Raw genomic sequence first — 21,830 nt, 5'->3', positions numbered from 1 at the left:
TTAAAGATGATGATCATGAGAAAATATATCTACCACTTAGTATACCTCAGCTTGTTCGCTACGACACACTGGTCTTGTAATTACCTGGATGTGGTACCGGATAATGTAGCTACCATTGACAATGCTTTTACAGACAAGTACAATGCAGAAAAATTTCTGTTTACTTGCTATTCCTATTTACCCCAACATGCTGTGATCAATGTCAATCCGGCTTTATTGGGAGGGGATGAAACCTGGGCCAGTACCATCAATAGTTCATTAAGTGGGATCGATCTTGCCTTGGGCTTGCAAAATGTCAATAGCCCGATCATGAATTATTGGAATGGAGAGAGAGGAGGCAAAAACCTGTACACCGGTATCCGGGATTGTAATATTTTTCTGGAAGAGGTAGGAAAAGTACCTGATCTGAGAGAGTATGAGCGGAAACGTTGGGTGGCTGAAGTGAAATTTTTAAAAGCCTATTTCCACTTTTGGTTGATAAAAAATTACGGCCCTATTCACTTAGTTAAAGAGAATATCCCTGTATCAGCTTCTACAGAAGAAATACTCATGTCCAGAGAGCCGGTGGATTCCTGTTTTAATTATGTGAGTCAGCTCTTAGACGAAGCCATTCCGGATTTACCCTTGGCGATTCAACAACAGGCTACGGAGTTGGGGCGTATCACACAGCCCGTTGCCTATGCCATCAAAGCACGGGTATTAATGACGGCTGCAAGTCCTTTGTTTAATGGAAATACGGACTTTGCCGGATTAAAAGACCAAGAGGGGAATAGTTTGTTTAGTGCCGGATTTGAAGCCGGTAAGTGGGAAAAAGCCGCAAAAGCTTGCCGGGAAGCCATTGAAATCTGTGAGCAAGCCGGACATGGCCTGTATCAGATGAATGACTATGTTAATCCTTTTGAAATTTCCGATGAAACGCGCAGAATCGCCATTTTGAGAAATTGTGTGACCGAAAGGTGGAATAAAGAACTGATTTGGGGAAATACCGTGAGCATGGCTTCCGGTATTCAATGGTGGGCACAACCTCGCTTGTATTCTATGGAAGCCAATCCTGTCACTTCCCGGTATGCAGCGACTCTCCGAATGGCCGAAACCTTTTATTCAAAAAACGGTGTGCCGATCGAAGAGGATAAAAATTGGGAATATGAAAAACGTTTCGAAATACAAACCGCTACCGAAAAAGACCGCTTGTATATCAAAGAAGGGGAAACCACGGCCAAACTGCATTATGACCGGGAACCCCGGTTCTACGCTTCACTGGCATTTGACCGGGGAATCTGGTATGGCAACGGGCGTTTGGAGGAAGGTAATGCCTGGCATATCGAAGCCAGAAAAGGGGAGTTTGCCTCTACGTTTAATGCTAACGATCATTCGATTACCGGCTATTGGCCTAAGAAATTAGTACATATAAATAATGAGATTCAAAATGGAGTTAGTTACGAGGTAGAGAGATATCCTTGGCCGGTAGTGCGTCTGGCCGATTTGTACTTATACTATGCCGAAGCATTGAATGAAGTAAAAGGTGCCCCGGATGCCGAAGTATACGCGTGGGTCGACCGGGTGCGGGAAAGAGCCGGCCTTGAGGGGGTGAAGGAAAGCTGGACTGCGTATTCCAACAAACCTAACAAACCCGTATCAAAAGAAGGAATGCGGGAAATCATTCAACAGGAAAGAATGATCGAGCTGGCCTTTGAAGGAGCCCGTTATTGGGACTTGCGAAGATGGAAATTGTCCTATGAGTATTTGAACAAGCCGGTACGGGCATGGAGAATTGATCAGAAAGATCCGGAAAACTATTACCGGGTGCAAGTTATTGCCAACCCCTCTTTTGAAATCAAGGATTATTTATTCCCGATCAAAGAATATGAAATGGTGATCAATCCCAATCTGGTACAAAACCCTGGCTGGTAAGGTACAGGAAAATCCGTGCGTTTGGGATGGCTGATCTCTCTTTCTTTTTGTGAACATTTTATATCCAGTTGTTATGAATTTATTCAAAAGACTATTCTATATAAGTTTGATACTTTTGGTACATAGCTGTCAGGAACTAACCACAGGACCGATCAATTCCGACAGTACTCCTCCGGCTCCGGTAACTGGTGTGGAAGTTAAAAGTATTCCCGGTGGGGCTAAACTTTCCTATGTTCCGCCGGATGATAAAGATTTACTATATGTAAAAGCTGTTTTTACCACGAAGGAAGGTGGACAACAAAAGGAAGTAAAAGCGTCTTTATATGAAAACCAAATGACGATAGAAGGCTTTGGAGATACCTTACTGCATCAAGTTATGCTCTATGCCGTGGACCGCGGAGAAAATGTGTCCGAGCCTATTTCGGTCAATGTAAAACCCTTAAAACCTCCTTTTCAAAATATATTCGAAACTTTAGAGATTACCGAAGATTTTGGAGGGGCACGCTTTTCCTGGGAAAACACTTTCGAATCTCCCGTAGCCATCATTTTGTTAGCTCCCGACAGTTTACAAAAGATGTCGATTTACGAAATGGTCTATACTTCCGAACTCCGGGGGACCCGCTCTATCAGAGGCTTTGATCCTGAAAAACAAAAGTTTGCCGTATTGATTCGCGATCGCTGGGACAATTATTCGGACACTTTGACCAAAGAAATCATTCCAATGTATGAGGAAGAAATGGATAAGTCCAAATTCCAACCGGTATACCTGGCCAATGATAATGAATGGGATGCCTGGGAAGGGGAGTTTGAATATATCTATGACGATGACTTGGAAACCTTCAACCATACGGCCGGAGGAACCGGATGGCCACAACAACTCACTATTGACCTGGGGGTGACAGTCAAGTTGAGCCGGTATAAGCTCTGGCAACGGCAGGGTGGTTATTCATACAAACATGGAAATTTTAAAAAATGGGAAATCTATGGCAGAGCGGATGTACCGGAGGATGACGGTAGTTGGGACAACTGGAAAAAATTGATGGTGTGTGACAGTTATAAACCTTCCGGCTTGCCCATCGGGCAAGAGACTAACGAAGATCTGGCCCATATGAAAGCAGGAGATGAGTTTACTTTTGATTTGGAGGGAGAACCGGTACGGTATATCCGAATCCGTGTGTTGGAAACCTGGTCGGGTGCTACTTTTTCACATATGGCCGAAATATCATTTTACGGACAGATTGTAGAGTAAACTTATATTGCCTTTACAATCCAAAAAAAACATTTGTTATGACTAAAAAATCTATTCATATCCTTTTGCTTTCCGGCTTGATGCTTTCCCTGGGCTTATTTTCTTGTGATAAAATGGAAGATTTCCATTCCGAATTTTTGCAAGGAGGCGAAATCATCTATTCCGAAAAGCCTGATTCTACGTATTCATTTCCGGGAAAGGACCGGATCAAATTGGGCTGGCTTTTAGTTTCTGCTTCCAGGGTGACGCAATGTGCCGTGTACTGGAATGCAGGGGAAAATATGAAAATGGTAGAAGTGCCTGCCGGAGAAGATTCCGTTTGGGTGGAAACACTCCTGGAAGATATGGAAGAGAAATCGTATATTTTTGAAATCTATACGCTGGATAAAGACGGCAACCGCTCCGTAAAAGTAGAAGAATTTGGAGTGGTATACGGAGAAAAATACCAAGCGACATTGTCGAACAGGGATTATCTGAATGCAAAATATTCTTTGGATGAAAACCGCCTGACCATTGATTGGTTTCCCGCCGAAGAAAATGCAGTGGGTGTGGAAGCCTATTATGTGGATAAATCAGGAACAAGTCATGAACTGTTTATTCCCAACGAGAAAGAGCAAACGGTCATTGAAAATTTTGCCTTTGAGGGAGAATTCCGGTATAAAACCTTATTGTTACCTGATGAAAAGGCAATTGATACTTTTTATACGGAAAGTCAATCCGTCAAAATCACCGAAATCGACCTGAAAAACTCCAATTACCCGATTCAACATGGAGAGTGGGACGGTAAGCGTTGGGGGATGCCTAAGGATTGGATCGTGAGTGAGTCGGCAAAAAATCAAGCGGGCTACGGAGGTTTTGACGGTACGGATGAAGGAGGATATTTTTCGATGGAAAAATGGACGGAGAACGAAGAGGATAAAATTATCAATGGGAAAATTTACCAAGTAATGACCCTGCCCCCTGGTACCTATCAATTGAAAGCCAATTTTTCAGATGGAGAGGCCGGGTTCGATGTGAAAGACGAGGCGTATTTGGTGGTCACTCCGGGAAATAATTTTTTGAATATTGATGACCTTACTCCGGCTTTGGGCTATGCGAGCTTTAATCAAGCGGAAGTGGAATTTACATTGGAAGAAGAAACGGAAATATCTATGGGGCTGATTACCACCTTTGAACAGCCCTATCAGTATTTCCGATGTTACAGCGTCCGTTTATTAAAGACAAACTAGTGTTAAGTAAAAAAAGAAATGGGTTGGTGTGAATCGTAGCCCATTTCTTTTTTGTATACCATATTTTTTTTTAACTTGAATTGGGGATTGTTTTTCAGTATTCGTCAAAATAATCCCAAGCCTGATTGGATAATTCTCCTTATACAAAAAACTACCAATCCAAAATCCCATTATTACCATCATTCCATGTATGCATTTTTTTGAATTCAAAATGTGTACGATAACAAATTACTCTCAGTTAGATCTATTACCTGTATTCTGTTAACTTTTAAAAAACAAACCTTGAAAATGAAATCTTTTTATTGGCTAAGTTTATTGTCCTTGTTATTGCTTACAAAAGCCCATGCGCAAAATGATCCTTCCTTTTTCAAAACTATTCCACCAATAGAAACCACCACACCGGAATGGGCGAAAACGATGTATGGGGATAATCCGAACGTATTTGAAGTGGACCATCTTTTTTGGAAGTATTATACAGCGCAAGAGTTTCAAAAGAACATCCACACACAGAATTACAAATTCTGGCGCAAACATGTCGACCCGTATATCAATGAGGAGGGATATATCATCTTGCCTTCTAAAAAAGACCGGGTACTCTCCGTCCAAAAGCTTTTGAAAAGAAAACAACAATTCAAATCGGCCAAATCAGCCTCTGCAGGTTGGGTGAATATTGGTCCTTTGGAAACCTATAACCTGAGCCATGAAGGAAATTTTCCGGTATCCTGGCAAGCCAATATTTATTCCTTTGATCAATCGGTTTCTAATCCTGATATTTTGGTGGCCGGGACAGAAGCCGGTGGCGTATTTAAGTCTACGGACCGGGGACTTCACTGGAGTCTGATTTCTGAAGATGAGCCCTTTGTCAAGGGAATTTCCGATGTGAAAATTGCACCAAGCAACAGTGAAATCATCTATGTATTGGCCGGAGATGAGCGGAAAATTTACAAAACAACCAACGGAGGCGATAGTTGGGCCGAAGTATGGTTTACCAATACAGGAGGCAATCGCTTTTTGTATGTTCACCCTACCAATCCGGATATCGTGTTTTGTACAACCGATCAGGGTTTGTATAAAACGATAGACGGAGGGGTTAACTGGAATCAGGTGCTTAGTGGTAATTGTTGGGATGTGACGGCCCATACGGCCCAGCCTTCCACTATGTATGCCTTAAAATCCAATGAAACACTCAAACGATGTGAATTTTTTAAATCTACGGATGGCGGCAATACCTGGACCTTGAAAGACCAAGGGTGGTATATGCCTGCCGATGTGGCCAATGCCAATGATGGAGGAGCCCGGTTGGCGGTTAGCCCGGCTGCTGCGGATTGGGTATATGCGGTGTTGATTGGTGCCAGTAAAGCAGATGACAATGGTTGGATCGGGATATACCGGAGTAAAGATGCCGGTGAAACCTGGACAAATCCGAGGGGGCAGGACGGAGGCCCTTACAATAGTGAAACCATGCCGAATTTGGCTTCATTTAATCCCAACGGTTCGGGGTTTCATCAGGGGTTTTACAATTTGGGTATAGCCGTTTCTCACAACGATGCCAACAAACTTTGGATAGGCTGCCTGGCCTTGTCCGAATCCTCCGATGGAGGGGCCACTTGGGAGCGGATCGGTGCCTATTATGCAGGAACCAACGATATAGGTTGGATACATCCTGATATACAGGATCTTCATACTTTGGGTAATGACGTATGGGTGTGTACGGATGGTGGGATCAACTACTCCAACGATGAATTAACCACCCATGAGTCCAGGAAGAATGGCATTTTCGCTTCGGATTATTGGGGCTTTGGTACCGGCTGGAATGAAGATATATTGGTAGGAGGGCGCTATCACAACGGAAATTCCGGATATTATCAGACCTATGGTGTAGGAAATACATTGCGATTGGGAGGAGCGGAAGCACCTACAGGTTATGTCAATCCGATGGATAATTTTACAACTTACTTTTCCGATATCAATACTACCGTTCTTCCTACGGCCTTGGACGGACCCGTACAACGCTTGGCAAAACTCGCCTATTACCCCAATCAGCATTATGTGGAATCGTATTCCAGTGAAATTGAGTGGGACCCTCGTTATGCCAATCATATGTATTTGGGGAAAGATGAGAAAATCTATAAATCTACGGATGGAGGAGTGAGTTTTGAGGCTTTGCATAGTTTTGCCGCTTCAGGGAGAGTATTGGAGATTGAAATCTCCCGGAACAACCCCGAGGTCATGTATTGTGTATTCCAGGAAGGTACGTATTTCTGGAATGCGACATCCATTTATAAAACAACGGATGGAGGACAGTCCTGGTCCAAACTTCCGGATATTCAAGCTTCCCGTACCCGGTTAGAGATTTCGGTCAACCCGGGAAATGAAAATGAACTTTGGGTATGTGCACCTTATGCTGCTAACGGGGAAAAGGTTTTTCGCACTACCGATGGGGGAAGTTCTTGGGACAATGTCAGTAGTCCTCTGCTCAATGACGAGCGCCCCCGCGATATCTTGTTTCAGGCGGGTTCCGGTGGTGTCGTTTATTTGGCCACTAACAATACCGTATTTTATTACGAACCCGCTTCCGGCACTTGGGTGGATTATGGCATGGGTTTTCCTTTGAGAATTTATGCCTTGCAAATGAAGCCTTTTTACAGAGACAGCAAACTGAGATTGGCCAGCTATGGCCGGGGTATCTGGGAAGCACCGTTGGCTGTGCTTTCTAAGCCAATGGCTCAACCCATGACCTTGACCAACAATGTGTATTGTTCTCGCGATACCGTTCAGTTTGATAGTTATTCGGTTCTCGACCATGAAAATGCTACTTGGGAGTGGAACTTCAGCCCGGTTCCTTTGTATATAAGTTCAACTTCCGCCCGCAATCCCAAGGTAGTATTTGGGAATAATGGTGCTTTTGATGTCACTCTTACGGTAAGGGATGGAAATGGTCAATCTTCTTCCCAAACCGTGAGCAATATGGTCACAGTAGATAGCCAATGTGAGCCGGAAGATATTCCGGGTTTGGCCTTACAAACCATCAATAACGGAGATTATGCGCAAACGCTGCCTTTGAATATACTGTCTAATACGGTCACAATGACTGCTTGGGTAAAGCCCAATGGCATCCAACCGGATTATTCGGGTATTGTGATGAATGACGGGGAGACTGCCGGGTTTAATTTTGCTTCGGGCAATAATACCTTAGCCTATCACTGGCCCGGTGGAGCATGGTGGTTCAATAGTGGTTTGATTGTACCGGCTGACGAATGGTCATATGTAGCTATGGTGGCTACTCCGGATTCTATGACCTTGTACGTAAACGGACAAGCATCCACCCATCATACGTCTTTGAATGAGGTCGAATTATCCACAATGAAGATAGGCAGTTACAAAGGGTGGAGTGGCAGGAATTATAAAGGGTTAATTGATGAAGTGGCGGTTTGGAACCGGGCTTTAAGTCAGGAAGAAATCCGGGAATTACGCCATTTGACCAAAGGCCACTTGATCCCTTCTGACACAGCTTTAATTGCCTACTATCAATTTAATGAAACCAATGGCAGTAATCAGGTGCTGGACCGGGCCGGAATGCATCATGCTTTGATGGCCGGTACTTCCAACAGAGTGATGTCAACGGCTCCCGTGGGAAGCGGTGTGAGTGAACGGCAAAGTATGACGGCAAATTCCGGATATACATTTGAAGAAACCGGGTTAACACTTCAATTTCAAGAAACAGGCCAAACGCCTCAGGGAGAAATCGTAGTGAGTCGGTTGAGTAATGCTCCGGACAAAGCACCGAATACCGCGAAGGACTTACTGCTTGAAAGTACGTATTGGGTGGTGAATAATTACGGTGCTAATACAACTTTTGATGAGTTGCAATACATTGTGTTCGAAGATATTGATATCCCTACGGGAAATGTTGTGCATCCCCGGTCTATCCGGCTGTACCGGAGAAATGAAAATGCGGAAGATACCACCTGGAATCAGGCATTGGATATAGCGGATGAAGTGGAAAAAGAGGAGAATGGCTGGGTGAAATTCGAAGAGAAAAACCAGGTAACCTCCTTCGGGCAGTTTCTGTTAGGCATTGGCACGGCACCCAACGACAAAGGAGAGGATACCATCACTGCTTTGGAGAACTCAACGGGTAAAATTCAAGTGTCTACCTATCCCAACCCTGTAATGAAAGGAGAAGAGATTTTTATCAATTATACAGGAACTGATGAACTAAGAGTCCGGATTTTTAATAGTTCGGGTAAGCTTTTGAAAGATCGTATTGTTCCTTCCGGTCAAAGGTCTCTTTCCAGTTCTGGTCTTAAAACAGGGCTGTACTTTATTTCTATTGAAGGAAACCGTTTTATTCAAAATAAAAAACTCATCGTGAAATAGTCTCATTTTTCAATGTCAGGTAAGAAAAGCCCTTCTGATTTTTAGAAGGGTTTTTTATTCGAAGTCGCGGAAGATGCTCCTTTGAGCGGTCGCCCCTTTGGTGGTAAAAATTCTCAATTTAGGATTCTCAAAATACTACACTGAGGTTCCTGAAATGGGAGTTTTTAATCCAAAGAATGAAATTTAAATATGCTCTGAGTAGGATATTTGGTGTCAATAAATTACCTACCTAACAAGTTGTACGATTTCTATTTGATGCTTAATGTGTTTTGCTTATTTTTAGGTACATGCTAAACCAGGATTCACAAACAAAATCATAATTCGTATGAACTTCCGTCAACTTTTGTATTATTTCCTATTGCTTTTAGGAGGGGGATTGTTAGGGTTGTTTGTCTTTGTCATCAAAACTGATCCGGACATTACTTTGTGGAATTTTTATCGTTACATCGTCCCAAGAAGTTTTTTGATCAGTGGGGTGTTGGCCTCTATGCTCGCATTTACAGGCCTGTTTATACATTCCAGGTATCCAGGAAGGTAACAGATAGAATTCTGAAATTTTGCCAGGAGGTTTCCTGAGTTTGAGAGATTGCAGTCCAGAGTCAGTATCTTTACTTCAAAAAGGAAAATAATGATTTGGAGTAAAGAAACCTGGCAACAAATTGAACCGGTATATCAGGAAATAATAGCCTTGCCATTTATCCACGAGCTGAAAGAAGGAATTCTGCCAAAGGAGAAATTTCTGTTTTATATACAACAAGATGCTTTGTATTTGGCGGAGTTTGGCAAGGTGCTCTCCGGTATTGCCGGCAAATTGAGCAGTTTTGAACATATTCAGGCATTTTTAGGCTTTTCAAAAGATACTATCATTGTGGAAAAAGCCCTGCATGAAACCTTTCTAAACGAAAGCACTCTGGAGCTAAAGCCTTCCCCTACCTGTTTGTTATATACCAACTTCATGCATGCACAATTGGCGACCCAAGCCTTGCCCGTAGCCATGGCATCAGTACTACCATGCTTTTGGATTTACAAAGAAGTGGGTGATTATATTACCGAGCATCAGATTCCCGGGGATAACCCTTATCAGGATTGGATTGATACATATTCGGGAGAGGAGTTTGCCGAGGCAGTGAAAAAGGCCATTGCTATTTGTGATGAAATAGCCGAGACCTGTACCGAAACCCAAAGGGCAACTATGACCGAAGCCTTTGTGATGGCTTCCCGGATGGAATGGATGTTTTGGGACAGTGCTTATCGTCAGGAAAAGTGGCCGGTTTAACGTTTTATACTCAGGGGAAGAACGGATCTGCTCATCCCCTGAGCATACAAGTGTATTTAATGTACTTCTTGAAGGAGCTTGGGTTGTACTTTTTCCATTACTAAATGATGATCGGCCGGGCCAAATTGATATTGAGTATATAGCTTATGGGCATCTTTTGTTGCTAGCATCATTCTTCGAAGATTTTTGACCCACTCCAAATTCATCAGGTAGTTTAGCATTAGCTTGGAAAGACCTTTCTTTCTGTGAGTCTCTATCACAAATACATCCGCCAGATAACCAAAGGAAGTATAGTCGGTAATCAATCGCATAAAGGCGACTTGTTCCGCACCTGCAAAAACACCTATACAAAAAGAGTTGGCAAGTGCCATTTGGACATTTTTCTTACTGATTCCCGGACTCCAATAAGACTCATTGGAAAGGAATTGATGAATTGTTTCCAAATCCATATTCTCCCGGCCGGTCTTTATATAATAATTTCCTTGTTCTACGGATAATTCAAACAAGGCAATTCTCTGATTCCAATAGTGTGCTTGTAAAGAAGGGGATGGGGGAACAATACGCTCATCTACTTTTGTGAATCCCGATTGTTGATAGTAATTGATCAAACTTGCGCTCCCCGCCCAAGTATCTAAGCGGGCAAAGGGTCTGCTTCCGGCCTGAGCATGAGCAATCATCCATTCTTTAATTTTCCGGAACAGGCTATTTCCTCTGTATTCGGGGTGCGCAGCCATACGATGGAGGTATACGGCTTCTGCCCCTTCCGTGTCCCCCCAGATTACGGGTTCATCATACACGATGGAAAATATACAGATAATACTGCCTAGATTTTCAATTTTATAATGTTTCCCTTCTCTGATTTCTTGTAAGACAGAATTCTCCTCAAATTCTGGCCAGTGTACCGCGCCTTTTTCTTTTTGGTACGTAATGGCCGCTTGATACAATTGCATGATCTCTTTTAAATCTATTTCTTGTGAAGGAGTAATAACATGCTCAACGTTGGTCTGTATATTCATTCTCTGTCCGGGTAATAAATTTTAAATCGTTTTTCCAATGCAAATTTGTAAGGAATTTAAGAAATAAAACAGATTCAGATTTTTATATTTGTACCATAACAGATCCGGGAGTATGGGAAAATTTATTTATCAGGAATTATCGGACCGTTTTGAGGAAATGATTGTACAAGGTACTCTTAAGACGGGCGATAGGCTGCCTTCGGTCAGGAGTTTGAGTAAAGAAGAAGAAATCAGTATCAGCAGTGTGTACCAAGCTTACATTGACTTGGAAAGTAAAGGACTGATAGAGGCCAGACCCAAATCCGGTTACTATGTGAAATTCTCTCCAAGACAAATGCACCGGATTACCTCTGTAAATCCTTCAAAGCCGGATCGTGCTCAAAAAGCCACGTCTCTGGCCGAAGAAGTGTATACGAATCTGAAAAAAGAAAATTTGGTAATGCTTTCTGTGAATAAACCCGATGCAGCAGTATTGCCTGTGGCCAAATTGAAAAACTCCTTGCTACAAGTGATCCGCAAAGACCCGGAAGAGTTGCTGGATTACAATAGTATTTATGGGAATGAAAGTTTGAGAAGGCAAATTGCCCGTATCTCTTTTTCTGCTGGTATTACAGTGAAAAGTGAGGAAATTATTACAACTTCAGGTTGTTTGGAGGCTATTCATTTTGCCCTTTTGACAGTGACCCAACCCGGAGATAAAATAGCTTTGGAAAGCCCCACTTATTTTGGTTTGTTCAAAGCGATTGAAACTGCAGGCCGCATTCCGGTGGAGATCCATTCCGATCCTCTCACAGGCATCGAGTTGGAGGCCTTGGAGGAAGCTATTGAAGAAGGTGTCAAAGCTTGTATTGTGATCAGTAGCTTTTCCAATCCGTTAGGAGCAAGTCTTCCGGATGATAAACGAAAAGCTTTGGTAGAATTGGTTACCCGCAAAAATATCTATTTGGTAGAAGACGATATTTATGGAGAGTTGTATTTTGGTAATGCCCGCCAAAAGGCATGTAAGGCCTATGATACGAAGGGGCATGTGATTTTGTGTTCTTCTTTTTCCAAGTCAGTGGCTCCGGGCTACCGGGTGGGCTGGGTGATTCCCGGAAGGTATTACGGAGAAGTACTGAATTTAAAAATGAGTCATTCCGTCTCTACTTCTTCATTGACAGAAATTGCCATGGCACACTTTTTGGAAAATGGCCGGTACGACCTGCATATGCGTAATCTGCGCAAGGTACTTCATCTCCAAAGTCTGCAATACCTGCAAGCTATTCACCGGCATTTTCCTGAAGATATCAAAGTGTCCCAACCTCATGGTGGCTTTGTGGTTTGGGTGGAACTCCCAAAAGGGAGAAATACCGAGGAGCTTTATCGAAAAGCCCTTGAAAGGGGGATTAGCATTGCTCCTGGACAGTTGTTTTCACAAAAAGCCGATTTGAATAATTATTTCCGTTTGAGTTTTGGTAAACCTTTTACCAACGAAATTGACATGGCTTTAAAAGTATTGGGAGAGTTGATGGCTGAGTGAAACAGCTAGTTAGCTCCTAAAAATAGGACGGAGCAATGTATAGAGAATATAAAAAAGGGGCAAAATGCCTAAAATACTTCCCATGACAAGGCGATAGTATTTTTGAATTCCTTCTTTATAAAATCCATCCACCATAAAATCATTTGGATCTTCTTTGGAATAATATACCGTCACTGAATCAGCGGCTTTTTTATAAACTTTTTTGGGTTGGACAACATACGAGTCTTTACATTGATCCTGAAACTCGATTCTGAAAAAATAGCCTCCTTTACTTTCCGGAGTACGGGTGATACCGACCCGGTGGCCCCCTTCTATGGATTGACTTTTATACTTTACCGGTACCATGCCCACTACTTTCCCTAAGGTGGTAATGGCATTTTTTTTAAACTCAATTTCTTCCCTTATTTCCCAAAGCGCTAAAAAGAAAAATAATGTACCAGGCAAAGCAAAAACCAAAATCACCAATAAATTGACTGCTAAGCTTTGCATAAACCGGAAATAAAGCTTTTAGTGGAATAAAACGTCCTGGATTTCCTCTGTTTTTCCAAAGACTTTGTGGGCAAATGGGCAAAGAGGAATGATTTTTACATGTTTGTCTCTGGCAAATTTCACAGCTTCCGTTACCAATTGTTTTCCTATCCCTAATTTAGAAAATTCAGGATATACCTCCGTATGATCTATGATAAATTTATCCTCCCCTGCCCAGGTATAGGTCAGCCTTCCCGCCTCTGTATTTTGCCTGATTGCCTTAAAGTACCCCTTTGTTCCTTCTTGTACGTGTTCGATGAGCATTTGATTTTTCATTTGAGATGTTTATAACCTTGTGGCAAGGGCACAAACTCCGTTTCTCCGGGTACATCGGGAAAGTTTTGTTCCACCCAATCTTTCTTCGCTTTCTCAATTCGCATTTTGTCGGAGGATACGAAATTCCAATAGATATAGCGTTCTTCAGGAAATGGCTCACCTCCAAACATATAAATGGTAGAATTTTCTCCGATTTCGAACGAACAAAGCTTGCTGTCTTTGGCCACTAATAGTTGTTTCGGTTCATAGGTATTGCCCTCACTTTTGATCTGCCCTTCTAAAATATACAAAGCACTCTCTCCGAACAAGTCCTCACCAAGAGTCAACTGTTGGGCATGTTGACTTTTTATTTCGATAAAATAAAGAGGGCTAAATACAGGCACCGGAGATTTTTTGCCAAAGGCTTCTCCTGCGATAAGTTTTATGGAAACTCCGTCTTGTTCCCAAACAGGAATTTCACTTTCGGGCACATGGGCAAAAGAAGGTTCCATTTCTTCCAGCTCTTTGGGAAGCGCTACCCAGATCTGTAAACCGTGCAGCATTTTATCCGAAACCCTGAGGTAATCGGGAGTTCTTTCCGAATGCACAATTCCTTTTCCGGCGGTCATCCAATTGACGGCTCCCGGTTGGATTTCTATTTCCGTGCCCAAGCTGTCTTTGTGCATAATACTGCCTTCAAACAAATATGTGAGGGTGGAAAGACCTATGTGAGGATGCGGGGGGACATCCAAGCTTTCGTATTCGCGCATGCATGTAGGGCCCATATGATCGATAAAGGCAAAAGGACCCACCATTCTTTTTTCCCTGAACGGCAGCAAACGACCTACCATAAAGTTGCCGATATTGGCTGCCCGTTCTTCTATGATTAACCGGATATTTGACATGGGTTAAAGAAGTTATCTTTTGAAGAATTGATCCACAATATTGAGTGAGTGCAAAGCGAAGTATCCCGAATGAAAGTTACTCAATAAAAATCGCATCTGTGCAATCAATCGTCTCTTTGTGCAGATGGTAAAGAGTTAAAAAAACTGACAGGGATTTGTACGAATGGGGACTTACAAGCACCGAAAGCAGAGTAGCTTTCATCAAAAGTGATTGAAAAATTTGCCCTGTGGTTATTTACAGAGGCCGGTATTTGTGCTAAGTATCGAACAATTCTAAAAAGGAATGCCTTGAAAAGAGCGTTTCGCATAAAGTTTAATCGTCACGATCACCAATACGGAAGAGAGGGAAAATGAAAGTATACCACCCCATAAAACATACTCAATACCAAAGGTTGCTATAATAAATCCACCTAATGAAGCGCCCATGGCAATGCCTAAGTTAGAAACAGAAACCACTAAACTATTTGCAAATTCAGGCGCTTCCGGAGCACTTATACTGATCCACGCTTGACTGATAACAAAACCGGCCATATGGAAAAATCCCCAAAAACCTATGATAAAGGATTGAAAGAGAACACTGGAGTTGGCTTGTTGTAAAAGAAGGAAAGTACTTCCCATAGCAATGCTATGCATCAGGATAGTGGCATATATATTTTTACTTAAGGTAATTCCTGCGAACCAATTGCCTACCACCCCGGCAATGCCAAATATCAATAACATAATGCTGATTTGGCTACCGTCCATCACAAATACATTGTGTAAATAATCTGCAAAATAGCTATATACGGAAAAAGCTCCGGCGGCAATCAGGCAGACGGTCAACGCTGTTAGCCAAAGGGGTTTTTTTCTTAATATTCCCAATTGCGCTTTGTAAGAACTTGGTTGATTGCCTTGTGTATCGGGAATAAAGTAGTAAATACTGATAAAGGCAATGGTATTGATCAATGCGATTACCCAAAAAGAAGTTTTCCAATGGAACCTATCGGCAATGTAGGTAGTCATAGGAATGCCTAAAATCGTAGCAATACTTAAACCTGTATAAACCGTTGCGATGGCTTTCATACTATTTTTCTTTTGAACGGAGTTAGCCGCAATGACCAGTCCGTTGGAAAAATACACAGGTAAGAGAAAAGCGGGTAAAACTCTGGCAATGACCAACCATCCGAACGAAGGAGAACATGCAGACAGGATATTGGAAATAATAAATAGAAGGATGGAGGAAAGTATAACTTTTTTCTTGTTAAAACGGGCCATACTGATGGTCAAAACCGGTCCGGCAATGGCCACCGCTATCGCAAACAAACTGACTAGTACACCGGTATCTTCAATGCTGACCAGGTAATGGGCGGAAATCTTCGGTAAGATGCCGATGATGCCAAACTCTGTGGTGATGACCCCAAATACACCTAATGCCAGGACATTAGTGATTTTGTTCATGGTATTATTGTCTGTAAAATGGGAAAAGTCAAGGAAGAGAATTCAATTTCTCTTCCTCTCAAAAGGAGATTTAGATGTTGAAGCCTCCGTCAATGGTAAGGGAAGTGCCTGTAATAAACTGGCTTTCTTCACGAGCGAGATATGCCACAAGTCCGGCAATTTCCTCCGTTTTACCATAGCGGTTAAAGGTCATGAAGTCTTTTAAAAAAGGCGCATGGTCACTTTTCTCAGGATTCATGTCCGTATCCACGGGGCCGGGTTGTACCAGGTTGACCGAAATCCCTTTGGGTCCCAAATCCCTGGCGAGTCCTTTGTTCAATCCAATCAGTGCGGATTTGCTCATGGCATACAGACTTCCTCCGGCCCCGGGTACCCGGTCAGCCATATTGCTGCCTATGGTAATGATCCGGCCTCCGCTTTTCAAATGCCGTGCGGCAATCTGCGAAGCGATAAAAACGGCCTTCACATTTACATCCATCACCTGGTCGTAGTCACTTAGCGAAAGCTCCTCTATGGTTTTTTGTATGTAGACGCCTGCATTGTTGACCAGAATATCAAGTCTGCCAAACTCTTGAAGGGCTGTTTCCAAAGCCCTTTGAAGAGCATTAGGATCTTCGTTATCGGCTTCTAATGCAAGTCCTTTGACTTTATTGGCTTTGACCGCCTCCAATACCTCATTGGCTTTTTCAGGGTTTTTGCCGGAATGCGTAAATACAATATTGGCACCTTCCTGCGAGAGACGTTTGGCAATAGCCGCTCCCATACCCCGGCTTCCACCGGTGATAAAAGCCACTTTTCCTTGTACTTGTTTCATGGTGAATAGAAAATTTTGTTTTGAAATACACAGGCTAAAGTAGGGCGGGTACTTTACTTTTGTAAGTACTTACAAAATTGTTAGAGACTCACAAAACCGTTAGAAATGGCAGGAAATGGCTGTTTCGGAGAGAAAATTTTTATGAGTAACAGGGGGATTAGTTGTGAAGGGGGGGATAAACCTAAACATGCTCTTAAGGTGTCACAACTAATCCCTAATTATCTAGGCTTCTAATAGCGCTTTCATCTTATTGAAAACCGCCTCCCAATTTTCTAAGGAGTGTTCGTACATAGTCTGTGTTGCGGAGTTTTCTTGAGTAAAGATCATTTTTGTGGCCCCGTTTTGTTCGGAGAGTCGAAACGTGAGCAGAATATAGTTTTCAGGAATATCGGCTATACCTGAAAAATTGCTCCAATAGTCGTATTGTAAAAGCTTTTCAGGTTCGAATTTCCGGATGGTTCCTTTGTCTTCATAGGGTTTACCTTCCCAGGTGCCGGTGAACAAAATCGGTGTGTCTGCTTTCCAGTCGGAAATCACTGTGGTCCCGAACATATACTCTTTGATTTTTTCAGCAGAGGTCAGTACTTCCCATACCTTGGCTTTGGAAGCGTTAAATAAGATTTCCTTTTTGATGATAGGATATTTTTCTTTTTCCATTACACTTGTCTTTTTTTACAAAAATAGGGGGCAGGTCGTTAGAGGATTTATATCAAAAGGAGCAAAACGTATAGATTTTGAAAATCTATGTCTGTAAAAAAAAGAGGGGCAATTGCCATTCATTCCTCTTCATTTCTTCAACTTTTCATTCCCTCAACCTTTATTTTCGCGCTTCTTTGGGAGGTACTCCGAACTTCTTTTTAAAAGCCGCACTAAAATGTTGGGGAGAAGAATAACCCAATTGATAAGCAATTTCCGAAATGGTTTTTTGAGTGTCCAAAAGTGTTTCTAAGGCCAAGTCAAGGCGGTACTCGGAAAGAAAGCCAAACGCAGTGGTATGAAACATTTCTTTAAATCCCCGCTTGAGTTTGTATTCGTTTAGCCCTACTTGTTTGGCTAATTCCGGAAGACTAGGGGGATTTTCTAATTGTTGTACCAGATAGTCCCGGGCAGCAACAATCCGCTCTTTGTCTTCCTTTACTTTGCAATATTCTGTTGATTGACGTTCAGCCTGGTCGAAAGCCTCCGCTTGTAAAACTAATATTTCCAGGCACTTGGAAAGCATATACATTTTGCGAAGCCCACCTGTGTAGCGGCAGTTTAATAAATCCTGAATGGCTTTGTGGAGTTCGGGGTTGAGCAATAGCGAATTGGGGGATAACACTACCGGGCCCCCTTTGAACATATTGTCGGCAAATCTTTTCAAAATATCATTGCTCTCTTCAATGATCCGGAGAAACGTTTGGGGAGTGAATTGGATGGTGAGACTTTCGGCTTGAAGTGTGCTGTTGACAAAGGAATTGCTGAAGCCGGGAGAGTAGACAATATTGTGTTTTCGTCCTTTTACATGATATTCGTTGCCCTTCTGCCGGATGAGATAATTACCTTGTAAGTTGAAACCCAAACCTACTACATCCAGAGGGTTTTCTTTGTGAAAAGAATACTGCCCGTTATACTTATGCTTCATCCAAACGACTCTGATTCCCTCAAAATACCAATGCCGCATTTCCGTAGTGCCATAGGGTAAATTTGTGGTAAGGCTTTCTTCTACAAGTTCAGAAGTGTAGAGATCCTCCTCCGATATGGAGGGTTGAAAAAAGTCTTGATTGGACGTTAGCGCTTTGATACCTGTTTGCTTTTTCATTTCATAAAATAAGAAGGAAGAAATTAAGAAATACCTTAAGCATTTCCAATTCTTCTGCTTCATATCATCAAGCCATCTCACAACTGCCGGTTATATAGTTGTTGATAACGTTCAAAAGATTGTGTAAAAATGTCTTTGGCTCCTTCGTATACATTTTGCCAGCTAAATGCCCCAAACATACTGTCAAAAGTCAATGTATTGATTACTTTAAACACCCGGAACAATTCGTCAGGAGCTAAAGGAATCACATTCGGATAACTGTACATGGCCGAAAGGTGTTTTTTGTCTAATGACAGGTACAAGGTATCCCCAATAAACAAGCTGGGTTTGTGATTTTGCGGTTGGTAATGCAACACTGCGCTACCCGGAAAATGCCCTCCGGTGTGAATGACTTCTAACCCGGGTAAAAGAGGTAATTTCTCTTCGGAAAAATAATGCACATGTTTTTCTTTGTCCATTACCCATTTTCGATCTGCTTGGTGAAGATGCACCGGACATTCAAAAGCGTTGGCCCATTCTTGCATCAAACTGTAATAGTGAGGGTGTGAAATAGCAATGGCATTTATCCCTCCTTGGGATTGGATAAATGCCAAGGTCGCTTCGTCCAGAAATGGAATACAATCCCAAAGGATGTTGCCTTTGGGGGTTAAAATCAGATGGGCTTTTTGTCCGATGGCAAAAGAAGGGAAAACCTTCAACTCAAAAATATCTTCCCGCAATTGTTTTATTTTTACCGTATGGTTTTCCAACAGACCGGAATAACTGAGCCATTGCTGTCCGTAACTTTTCAGATATTGACGATCATCCAGGCATACCAGACAATATTTCTCGTCAAATTTGCCAGTTGCATACCGGGTGCCGCAAGTCTTACAGATGTTGTGAGCATTTGGATTTGAGATATGCATGGTTTTTTACTCTATGTTCAGTCCGTGTATTCTTTTAAGTTTTCAATCATTTTTTGAAGAGTGTCAACGGTAGTACAATAATCTTCTTCCGAAATACCTCGCAGAGCATTTTGTTTGATTTCCTCCTGGATCTCAAAGACTTCATCAAATACCTGTTCGCCTTTGTGGGTGATTGAAAGATGCTGTTGGTCAGCTTGAATCAAGTTTTCCGACTCAAACCGATGTACAACGGTTTGAATTTCGGAATCTGTAGCGAAAGAGCTTAAAAATTCAGTTACTTCAACTAAGGCAAGTTGTTTCTTTTCATGTAGAGTGTTTAACAGTTGCCATTCGAGCCGGTTGAAACTACCATTTTGTCGAGTTGTTCTGGTTACGTTAGTAAATACAGAATCGGCCTTCTTTATCCAGTAGCCAATAGGTCCTTTTTTATCAAAAATTTCTTTTATGTTTTCCATATAGAGTAAAATGAAAATAGATGCTTAGGGATTTCTATACCTTAAATAACAGGAATTTCCAACTATGTAGTAGTCGCTAATTCTACGAAACGTCCGTATTGTTCTATAGCCTCTATCAAAGCTTTGTTTTGGGATTTGGGAAGAGGGTGGAAATAATGCGTAGTAATTTGAACTTTATCTTTTTTGATGGTCCGTTTCCATAAACCTACTACCTGTCCATCTACTACAATTACGGGTCTGAAAATTCCATTAATGGTGATGGTTTGACGGGTAACGACCGGGTCCAAAACGGTTGAGCGGTCTTTGTAACTCACCAAAAACTCATCAAAGGCTGGTAAAAAGTGAACATTGCCTGCAATACCGTTTTCGTGCAAATGACCTTTGCGGTACCAATAGGTTTGTTTATCTGTTTGAACCTTTTGCAGTTCGGGTTCTATCATTTTGATTGCCTTCCGGGAATCCGCCATCGTCAAGCCGGACCACCAAGAAAAATCTTGTACGGAAGCCGGGCCGTGGCTGGTAAAATAACGCAAGGCTAATTTAGTCAAAGCTTCCTCTCTGTCGATGGAACTTGCCGGAGGAACCCTTTCATCGAGTAAAGCATAGGTAATCTGCTTGCCCCGTCTTGGCCCATTGCATACTATACCATCCTGTTCGGCACTCATCATGATTAAGGTAGCAGGAATTTTATCTACTCCCTGATTTTGTTGGCTTATTGCCTCTACGATTTCTTTCCGGGTGAGGTAATTGTTTCCCTCTAATATTTGCTCAATGATTTTATAACAGCGACTTATAAACTCATTATCCAATCCATATTTTTTGCACATGGAGGAGAGGGGCTGCTTTACATGAGGAGCCGTAAGTTCAAGCATCCAACGAAGGTCTTCGGCCGCTACCAAATGCCAGGTGGGTCGCATGATATGCGTCCGGATAATTTCCCCCCGGTTTATGGCTTCTTCAATGGCTGAGTCGGTGGCAGGTTTTCGTACACCTACTGCCCATTTGGACATGGCGTAGTCTTGGGCCTGCATTGCCCCAAAGTGACGGACAACCTGTTGAGCTGAAGTTAATTGTGTTCCAAGCAGTTGTTGATTGAATAATCTGTTTTTAGCGATCTCTTCTCGTCTCATTTTTTAATTTAATGTTGGTTTTTATTTGGAGTTGTCACTCGTTGTTTTTACCGCCTCAATAATGGTAATGAATTCAGAAATAAATTGTGTGGTATATTTTCCGTCCTTGTCCAGATGGGGATCAAGTATGGTAATTTCCATACCGATGGCTTTGGGGCTGGAAAGTAAATTGTATAATAAACTGTTAAACTCCGGATAGCTTAAGCCGTCCTTTTCCCGGCTGTCTACCGCCGGCATGATGGCATCGTCCAATACGTCTACGTCCAAATGAATGAAAAAGCCGTCTAGTTTTTGGGCTTCCACCATTTGTAAAAATTGAGTCGTACAACGCTGCATACCTGTTGCCCGAAGTGTTTTTAGATCGAGGTAAGTAATGCCTGATTCTAAAATAGGTTGTACATAACCGGGGTCGTACTCCCTATTGCCAACACACCAGACGTTCTGTTCTTGGATATAGGGCTTTAGGTGCAAAATATTGCTTAACTTTTCAGGTCCATAACCGGTGACAAAGGCCAAGTCCATTCCGGCCGCACCACCGGTTTGAGAGCGATCGGGCAACATAAAGTCCGTATGTCCATCGAGATAGAACAAGCCATAGTTTCCTTGCTGACGTAAAGCGATGGCATTGCCGATCATAATGCTACAATCACCTCCCAGGATGAGTTGGAAACTGCCTTGGCGGAGGTATGGCGACAGTAGGGCTGCTTGTTTCTCGGCGTAGTTGATAATTTTTTCTACATTTCGGACTCCTGTCTTCTCATCCAAATCCATTGAGTACTCAGGTGGATTCAGGGTAAAGATTTGCTCCGGTTGGATACGCTCATGAAAATGATGTTTTCGAAACCAGGAGGGAAGTTTCTTTACACCTGGTTCAAGCTCGGGTCTTGTCTTTTTAAGTCCTAAATTGGATGGAAATTCAAAGAGGTTGATGATATGACTGTTCATAGTTCAGTTTGTGTTCACTTTTATAGAATTCAACCGAAGGGGCCTTTGGATCAAAGCGTTGGTCTTTAAGAGCTC

The 21,830-nt window shown here is 42.4% G+C and carries 19 protein-coding genes; 7 read left to right on the top strand and 12 right to left on the bottom strand.

The annotated features are described in order from the left end of the window. Positions 1–15 precede the first annotated feature (15 nt). From AAG747_RS06885 to tenA, 6 genes are all read left to right on the top strand, one after another. Positions 16–1,911 (top strand): RagB/SusD family nutrient uptake outer membrane protein, encoded by a 1,896-nt coding sequence (locus AAG747_RS06885; protein WP_346820411.1) that lies wholly within the window; start codon positions 16–18, stop codon positions 1,909–1,911. A gap of 73 nt (positions 1,912–1,984) precedes the next feature. Further along, positions 1,985–3,160, top strand: coding sequence for a DUF5000 domain-containing lipoprotein (locus AAG747_RS06880; protein WP_346820410.1), 1,176 nt, complete (start codon positions 1,985–1,987; stop codon positions 3,158–3,160). 38 nt (positions 3,161–3,198) lie between these two features. Then, on the top strand, positions 3,199–4,389 hold the full coding sequence (locus AAG747_RS06875; RefSeq protein WP_346820409.1) for a DUF4998 domain-containing protein: 1,191 nt from the start codon (positions 3,199–3,201) through the stop codon (positions 4,387–4,389). Between the two features lie 288 nt (positions 4,390–4,677). Then, a complete protein-coding gene (locus AAG747_RS06870; RefSeq protein ID WP_346820408.1) occupies positions 4,678–8,769 on the top strand; it encodes a LamG-like jellyroll fold domain-containing protein in 4,092 nt (1,363 codons plus the stop codon). A gap of 325 nt (positions 8,770–9,094) precedes the next feature. Continuing rightward, positions 9,095–9,307, top strand: a complete 213-nt coding sequence (locus AAG747_RS06865; RefSeq protein ID WP_346820407.1) for a hypothetical protein — start codon at positions 9,095–9,097, stop codon at positions 9,305–9,307. Between the two features lie 90 nt (positions 9,308–9,397). Further along, positions 9,398–10,045 (top strand): thiaminase II, encoded by a 648-nt coding sequence (gene tenA, locus AAG747_RS06860; protein WP_346820406.1) that lies wholly within the window; start codon positions 9,398–9,400, stop codon positions 10,043–10,045. A gap of 56 nt (positions 10,046–10,101) precedes the next feature. On the opposite strand, the gene AAG747_RS06855 is transcribed toward tenA, so the two are convergent. Further along, the gene (locus tag AAG747_RS06855) at positions 10,102–11,061 is read right to left on the bottom strand and encodes a GNAT family N-acetyltransferase (protein WP_346820405.1); all 960 of its coding nucleotides are present in this window, start codon (positions 11,059–11,061) and stop codon (positions 10,102–10,104) included. 112 nt (positions 11,062–11,173) lie between these two features. Here AAG747_RS06855 and AAG747_RS06850 point away from each other — a divergent pair, with 112 nt between their 5' ends. Further along, the gene (locus AAG747_RS06850) at positions 11,174–12,580 is read left to right on the top strand and encodes an aminotransferase-like domain-containing protein (protein WP_346820404.1); all 1,407 of its coding nucleotides are present in this window, start codon (positions 11,174–11,176) and stop codon (positions 12,578–12,580) included. Between the two features lie 9 nt (positions 12,581–12,589). Here AAG747_RS06850 and AAG747_RS06845 read toward each other — a convergent pair whose 3' ends face one another. The 11 genes from AAG747_RS06845 to AAG747_RS06795 all read right to left on the bottom strand — a co-directional run bounded on the left by AAG747_RS06845 (position 12,590) and on the right by AAG747_RS06795 (position 21,755). Further along, positions 12,590–13,069 (bottom strand): DUF3592 domain-containing protein, encoded by a 480-nt coding sequence (locus tag AAG747_RS06845; RefSeq protein WP_346820403.1) that lies wholly within the window; start codon positions 13,067–13,069, stop codon positions 12,590–12,592. Positions 13,070–13,087: 18 nt separating this feature from the next. Then, on the bottom strand, positions 13,088–13,384 hold the full coding sequence (locus AAG747_RS06840; RefSeq protein ID WP_346820402.1) for a GNAT family N-acetyltransferase: 297 nt from the start codon (positions 13,382–13,384) through the stop codon (positions 13,088–13,090). Next, positions 13,381–14,268 (bottom strand): pirin family protein, encoded by an 888-nt coding sequence (locus AAG747_RS06835; protein WP_346820401.1) that lies wholly within the window; start codon positions 14,266–14,268, stop codon positions 13,381–13,383. The genes AAG747_RS06840 and AAG747_RS06835 overlap by 4 nt, the downstream gene beginning before the upstream one ends. A 273-nt stretch (positions 14,269–14,541) precedes the next feature. After that, entirely contained in the window at positions 14,542–15,705 is a 1,164-nt protein-coding gene (locus AAG747_RS06830) for an MFS transporter (RefSeq protein WP_346820400.1), read from the bottom strand. 70 nt (positions 15,706–15,775) lie between these two features. Next, positions 15,776–16,519, bottom strand: a complete 744-nt coding sequence (locus tag AAG747_RS06825; protein WP_346820399.1) for an SDR family NAD(P)-dependent oxidoreductase — start codon at positions 16,517–16,519, stop codon at positions 15,776–15,778. A gap of 222 nt (positions 16,520–16,741) precedes the next feature. Further along, positions 16,742–17,176, bottom strand: a complete 435-nt coding sequence (locus AAG747_RS06820) for an SRPBCC family protein (protein ID WP_346820398.1) — start codon at positions 17,174–17,176, stop codon at positions 16,742–16,744. Positions 17,177–17,336: 160 nt separating this feature from the next. After that, positions 17,337–18,320 (bottom strand): helix-turn-helix domain-containing protein, encoded by a 984-nt coding sequence (locus tag AAG747_RS06815; RefSeq protein WP_346820397.1) that lies wholly within the window; start codon positions 18,318–18,320, stop codon positions 17,337–17,339. Positions 18,321–18,397: 77 nt separating this feature from the next. After that, positions 18,398–19,225 carry an MBL fold metallo-hydrolase gene (locus AAG747_RS06810; RefSeq protein WP_346820396.1) on the bottom strand — a complete coding sequence of 276 codons (828 nt, stop codon included), beginning with the start codon at positions 19,223–19,225 and terminating at the stop codon, positions 18,398–18,400. Between the two features lie 17 nt (positions 19,226–19,242). Then, positions 19,243–19,680: a MarR family winged helix-turn-helix transcriptional regulator gene (locus AAG747_RS06805; RefSeq protein ID WP_346820395.1), complete on the bottom strand. Its 438-nt coding sequence runs from the start codon at positions 19,678–19,680 to the stop codon at positions 19,243–19,245. Between the two features lie 62 nt (positions 19,681–19,742). Then, entirely contained in the window at positions 19,743–20,810 is a 1,068-nt protein-coding gene (locus tag AAG747_RS06800; protein ID WP_346820394.1) for a winged helix DNA-binding domain-containing protein, read from the bottom strand. A 21-nt stretch (positions 20,811–20,831) separates the two neighbouring features. Further along, positions 20,832–21,755, bottom strand: coding sequence for an arginase family protein (locus tag AAG747_RS06795; protein WP_346820393.1), 924 nt, complete (start codon positions 21,753–21,755; stop codon positions 20,832–20,834). Positions 21,756–21,830 lie beyond the last annotated feature (75 nt).

The sequence above is a fragment of the Rapidithrix thailandica genome (genome assembly GCF_039710355.1).
GTDB lineage: Bacteria > Bacteroidota > Bacteroidia > Cytophagales > Flammeovirgaceae > Rapidithrix > Rapidithrix thailandica.
This window is presented reverse-complemented; position numbering and strand designations above follow the sequence as displayed.

Coding starts and splice junctions, on each gene's coding strand:
- AAG747_RS06815 (WP_346820397.1), bottom strand. CDS start 18,320: ATGAAAAAGCAAACAGGTATCAAAGCGCTAACGTCCAATCAAGACTTT.
- AAG747_RS06875 (WP_346820409.1), top strand. CDS start 3,199: ATGACTAAAAAATCTATTCATATCCTTTTGCTTTCCGGCTTGATGCTT.
- AAG747_RS06825 (WP_346820399.1), bottom strand. CDS start 16,519: ATGAAACAAGTACAAGGAAAAGTGGCTTTTATCACCGGTGGAAGCCGG.
- AAG747_RS06805 (WP_346820395.1), bottom strand. CDS start 19,680: ATGGAAAACATAAAAGAAATTTTTGATAAAAAAGGACCTATTGGCTAC.
- AAG747_RS06820 (WP_346820398.1), bottom strand. CDS start 17,176: ATGGAAAAAGAAAAATATCCTATCATCAAAAAGGAAATCTTATTTAAC.
- AAG747_RS06830 (WP_346820400.1), bottom strand. CDS start 15,705: ATGAACAAAATCACTAATGTCCTGGCATTAGGTGTATTTGGGGTCATC.
- AAG747_RS06845 (WP_346820403.1), bottom strand. CDS start 13,069: ATGCAAAGCTTAGCAGTCAATTTATTGGTGATTTTGGTTTTTGCTTTG.
- AAG747_RS06800 (WP_346820394.1), bottom strand. CDS start 20,810: ATGAGACGAGAAGAGATCGCTAAAAACAGATTATTCAATCAACAACTG.
- AAG747_RS06855 (WP_346820405.1), bottom strand. CDS start 11,061: ATGAATATACAGACCAACGTTGAGCATGTTATTACTCCTTCACAAGAA.
- AAG747_RS06850 (WP_346820404.1), top strand. CDS start 11,174: ATGGGAAAATTTATTTATCAGGAATTATCGGACCGTTTTGAGGAAATG.
- AAG747_RS06835 (WP_346820401.1), bottom strand. CDS start 14,268: ATGTCAAATATCCGGTTAATCATAGAAGAACGGGCAGCCAATATCGGC.
- tenA (WP_346820406.1), top strand. CDS start 9,398: ATGATTTGGAGTAAAGAAACCTGGCAACAAATTGAACCGGTATATCAG.
- AAG747_RS06885 (WP_346820411.1), top strand. CDS start 16: ATGAGAAAATATATCTACCACTTAGTATACCTCAGCTTGTTCGCTACG.
- AAG747_RS06795 (WP_346820393.1), bottom strand. CDS start 21,755: ATGAACAGTCATATCATCAACCTCTTTGAATTTCCATCCAATTTAGGA.
- AAG747_RS06865 (WP_346820407.1), top strand. CDS start 9,095: ATGAACTTCCGTCAACTTTTGTATTATTTCCTATTGCTTTTAGGAGGG.
- AAG747_RS06840 (WP_346820402.1), bottom strand. CDS start 13,384: ATGAAAAATCAAATGCTCATCGAACACGTACAAGAAGGAACAAAGGGG.
- AAG747_RS06880 (WP_346820410.1), top strand. CDS start 1,985: ATGAATTTATTCAAAAGACTATTCTATATAAGTTTGATACTTTTGGTA.
- AAG747_RS06870 (WP_346820408.1), top strand. CDS start 4,678: ATGAAATCTTTTTATTGGCTAAGTTTATTGTCCTTGTTATTGCTTACA.
- AAG747_RS06810 (WP_346820396.1), bottom strand. CDS start 19,225: ATGCATATCTCAAATCCAAATGCTCACAACATCTGTAAGACTTGCGGC.